The organism is Clostridia bacterium, assembly GCA_028698525.1.
Lineage (GTDB): Bacteria > Bacillota > Clostridia > JAQVDB01 > JAQVDB01 > JAQVDB01.
The window spans coordinates 1-4,536 of sequence record JAQVDB010000107.1 but is presented as its reverse complement, the minus strand read 5'-3'; the positions used below and the strand labels follow the sequence as shown (position 1 = coordinate 4,536).

The window sequence follows — 4,536 nt, the reverse complement described above, 5'->3', positions numbered from 1 at the left end:
CGACGTCCATCAGCTTTCACGAAGCCCGCCCCGAAATACTGATGGATGTTTGGAACACTCTGTTAGATGATGGTTTGTACGGAAATTATCGTTATCTTCTAATTCAGTCTTCATGCCTCAGAATATATGAAGAATATGAAGTAATCCAACTGCATATCATTCTTATTACCGTAACAAAAATTAGAATTACAAATTACGGAAGTATCTCGTTTATAAATTTTATTACTTGCTCACTTTTCAAATAGTTTTCGTGGTTAACACCATCAAATATCTGTATCCGTGCATTTGAAAAGCAATCTTTTACTTTATATTGTAAGCTTGTACTTAATGTTTTATCTGAATTTGAGCCGATTATGTAGGTATTACATATAACATTTTGAGCATAATCAATCAGCCTAATATTATTTGATAAGAAAACTTCACCAGGTCCATGAAAAATCGGAATTATCTTGTTATATAAATCTGACAAATCGCGATATGCCGCCATAAGAACAAGGCTATCGCAATTTCTTACACTTGCAAGATAAACAGCTACTCCTGTTCCGTAACTATGTCCCATAACAACTATCTTTTTATCGGGATAATTTATCTTTACCCAATCATACAAGTCTATAGCCGTATTCTGAATTGATTTTAAATTCATTTTACCTTTACTGTTCTGACTTCCATAAAAATCAGCAGATATAAATGGGCAATCAAAAATCCCACCAAAGCATCCGACTGAATTATAGGCAATATAGTTTGAACCACCAAAAAATAGAATAATATTTTCAGATTCGCTTGTAAGACTATAGCCATACCCAGAAAGTTTTTCGCTGAACTGAATATACTTAGGAGTGAAATCAATCTCTTTCATTTGTTTTGCACTTTTATAGAAGGAATAGCTTATTGTCTGCATTACAAAGTTACAGACAAAGCCTACAATCAATATCCACATAAATATTTTGAGAATAATTCTACATAGCTCCATATTACTTTTATCTACCATCCTTATCACCAAATTTTGTTTATTTGTAAAATCATATAAACAATCATTAATTTGTAGTTTTATACCAGTACGAACTATCATCTAACGTTTGGCATTGCCGACGTCGATGAGCCTTAGCGCGACCGCGCTCGGCGAATCGATGTGGCTGCGTCGGCTGCATGAATAACTTGCTTGTCCGGCATCATGATTTAGCTTCCGACGGCCCGAAGCGGCAATGCCGTGTTATGCGATGTGCCTTATTGTCTTAACTAAATTTTTATCTTCTCCAACTCCTTTAAATAAAGAGGATCTGGTATACGTGGTAATACTTCATTTCTTAGTTCACGCCTAATATTTGGTTCAACCTCTGTGCAAGATAATAAATCCAATAAAATAAGATATTTAAATAACGGATATGTTTTAACTTTCCTTTTTCCATGCATTAAGTACAACTTTTCCGGAGATTTTAGAGGTTGCATTTTTCTTAGTTCATCAAAATGGCGCATAACTCGTAAGGCATCTAATTGACCTGCCTCAGATAAGGTTTTCTTTAAAAGTTTAAATTGACTTTCCATTTTTCTAATTTTAGGAGTAGTTGCTGCCACTTGTCTGGATAAAAAGGTAGAGTATTTCCACACACTCGTATGTTTCCCTATATATTTTGCCAAATCGTAACTCGAGGCATATTTAGCAAGCAGCCAAATACTCGCAACCAATTTGGCAGGAGTTCCTTTAACGGTGTTTATTGCTATGTCAACTATTTCATCTCGTATTTTTGAGCCTGGGGGTATCTTCCAATCAACAATAACCTTTGCCACTGAAAAAAACGAGGTGTCGTCTAAACAATGATCGCTTTCAATAAATTCTTTAAGATGATTGAATCGTGTTAAATTATATCCTAACTTTGTGTAATACCTGAAAATTGACCCTCTCATAGCCGGGTAGTTTAATAACAATTCAGGAACGTATTTTTCTAAATATCTGTCTTTCATATTACCGGCAATCGTAAAATATCTATTATAAACTTTTTCCCATCGCCCCACGTTTGGCCTTTTTAAAAATCTTTTGAACCTCTTTCTGATTAGTTTTTTCTCCAGGTCAATCGCTGCTCCACTAGCAATTTTACGTTTAATTCTTTCCGTCATTATCGAAATATATCGATTTTCGTCGGGAAGAAAATACTCTTTTGCCTCTGAAGAAGAAAGTATTTTTGTCTTTCCCATATTTAATCTTAAACCACGTGTAAGGAGTAACTCATCCAGCCCTTTTAAAATTTTCTTAGCTTTTTTTAAATCATTTACCCCGAAATCAATATCATCCATCCATCTTACAAAATTTCCGTCTGTTTCGATATTTAAATATCGGTCAATTTCAAATAGAAAAGCGTGACCTAATAATCTAGGAGCATCGAAGTTAACTTGTGGCAAACCAACTCCTGATATTGGTAAATAATCCGGTCTCCAGACAAAAGATTCCAGCATATAAAAAAGAAAATCTAATAGTACTTCATCGAATTTTCCATAGCTAGAAATAACATTACGAAGGCGATCAAAAGAGATGTTATCAAAGTAGTTTGCGATATCTGTCACTACTAAATATTTGAAAGTAGACGTAAATTTATAAATTCTTTTCTGAAACTCTGGCCACAACTTAAACCAAGGATATGGAAAAGAACCATCAATACTTTCTTCACCGATAAACGCGCTGTGGCTACGACTATAGTAGGCTCTTTCCGTAGGTTGATTAGCTTTAATAATCGGAGCTAACGTTTCAACAAGTGCCTGTAAAACAATAGCATCTTCGGGAGTTGGTATTTGTAAGTGTCTACATAAACCATATTTTTTTTCAGCCCGGATAATATGAGGTGGTTTTGGTCTGTAATTCCCATCCAATATTTGGTTTTTTATGATCTCAATTAAAGCCTCTCGATTCCTATGAAAATCATAATAATCATGCAAATCAAGCAACCCTTGACTTCTTAGACCAATTTTTACGTAAGCTTGCCATACACGATTCATTAGAGAACTTGTAAAGCACGTTTTAAGTGTATAAACTCTTTCTTCAAGTCTAGGTGTATTTGGCAATAGTTCCACCTCAATTTAACTGTTTTTCTTAGCATATCGCATAACTATTGCATTCCCGAACTTATGGTTCGTGAATACCCTTAAAAATGGTGGGATTAGCGAAGTATTTCGTATATCCCCACTATGGCTAACCCTCTTCTTTATTCATCATTATAGTATCTAGTGGGCTTATGATATTGCTTAGATTTTTCTGTGTTACATGGGTATAAATCTCAGTGGTTTTTGAACTAGAATGTCCAAGTAGCTCCTGGATATATCTTAGGTTTACACCACCTTCGAGTAAATGGGTGGCAAATGAGTGTCTAAGATTATGTACAGATACATCCTTTCGGATTTTAGCGTCAATTCGTGCATTATCAAACACCTTTTGTACTGACCTTTCCGTAAGATGCTTATCAGGATGTTGTCCCGGGAACAACCAATGCTCAGGCTTGTATACTTTCACATATTGTCTAAGTATACTTAGTGCAGTCTCTGAAAGTATAGTGTATCTGTCTTTTTTGCCCTTCCCCTGAATTATGTGTATAAGCATCCTATCACTATCAATATCAGTTGGTTTTAATTTTACTACCTCGCCTACTCTAAGTCCTGCTGAATAAACTAAATATAAAATCGCTTTATGTTTTAAATTCTTCACAGCCTTTAATAACTTAGAAATCTCGTTTTTACTCAATATTTCAGGTAGCTTTTTCTCTTTTTTAGGTCTTTCCAAGTCTATACAAATATTTTGCATATTATATACATTCTTATAAAGAAACTTGATGGCGCTAACTATCTGATTTACATAAGAATGTGAAATATCTTTTGAACCCAGCAGATGCAGTAGGTAGTTATCTATGTCCTGCTTATCTAGAGCATAAGGTTACTTTTCATGGTACTCTATGAATCTTCTTATCTGACCTTTGTAGCTTTTGATAGTTTTAGAACTATATCCTCTGATTTTCAGCTCATCTTCAACTTTCTTTAACAATGGTTGTTTGGAGGTTATATCCTTAACTTTATTATCGTTATAAACTAGACTCGTTTGATCAATTATCTCAGATTTTTTAAACAATCCTCTGATAGCGTTAATAGAATTAATGTTATTGGGAACAGTCCAATATTTATTAAGGGTATCCCATTTCCTGCCCTCTATAGACCTTATTTTATCAATGGTCCTTTTGTCATATTTAAAAGACAGTGACAGTTTGTATGATTGAGTAATTTTAACCTCTACCATAATTGATCACATCCGATATTTGTACACTGTATATGCATATTATACCATATACATTTTGATGTGCAAGTATTTTCGTTTACTCTTGCCACCATAACATGCTAGGTATGTCCTAGGGCTACTTTAGAAAATAAGGCGAACGAAAAAGGGAGCCTTTAGCTCCCCTTAAACTTTAAGCCTATATTAAGATAGTTTTTCTATTGTTCGATTACTCAAAGTCTACAACCTGGCCCTTTTCAGCAGACTCAAATATAGCTTCCATAAGCTTC

4 protein-coding genes are annotated in these 4,536 nt (G+C 34.4%); all 4 read right to left on the bottom strand.

Annotated features, from left to right (window positions below; all coding sequences use genetic code 11):
• Positions 1–193 precede the first annotated feature (193 nt).
• The 4 genes from PHP06_10645 to PHP06_10630 all read right to left on the bottom strand — a co-directional run bounded on the left by PHP06_10645 (position 194) and on the right by PHP06_10630 (position 4,270).
• Entirely contained in the window at positions 194–988 is a 795-nt protein-coding gene (locus PHP06_10645) for an alpha/beta hydrolase (protein ID MDD3840999.1), read from the bottom strand.
• A 248-nt stretch (positions 989–1,236) separates the two neighbouring features.
• Positions 1,237–3,060: a hypothetical protein gene (locus PHP06_10640; GenBank protein MDD3840998.1), complete on the bottom strand. Its 1,824-nt coding sequence runs from the start codon at positions 3,058–3,060 to the stop codon at positions 1,237–1,239.
• 118 nt (positions 3,061–3,178) lie between these two features.
• Entirely contained in the window at positions 3,179–3,784 is a 606-nt protein-coding gene (locus PHP06_10635) for a tyrosine-type recombinase/integrase (protein ID MDD3840997.1), read from the bottom strand.
• 129 nt (positions 3,785–3,913) lie between these two features.
• Positions 3,914–4,270, bottom strand: a complete 357-nt coding sequence (locus tag PHP06_10630; GenBank protein MDD3840996.1) for a hypothetical protein — start codon at positions 4,268–4,270, stop codon at positions 3,914–3,916.
• Positions 4,271–4,536 lie beyond the last annotated feature (266 nt).

Bases quoted from the DNA above. Each gene is read 5' to 3' on its own strand.
- PHP06_10645 (MDD3840999.1), bottom strand. From the start codon at position 988: ATGGTAGATAAAAGTAATATGGAGCTATGTAGAATTATTCTCAAAATA.
- PHP06_10635 (MDD3840997.1), bottom strand. From the start codon at position 3,784: ATGCAAAATATTTGTATAGACTTGGAAAGACCTAAAAAAGAGAAAAAG.
- PHP06_10630 (MDD3840996.1), bottom strand. From the start codon at position 4,270: ATGGTAGAGGTTAAAATTACTCAATCATACAAACTGTCACTGTCTTTT.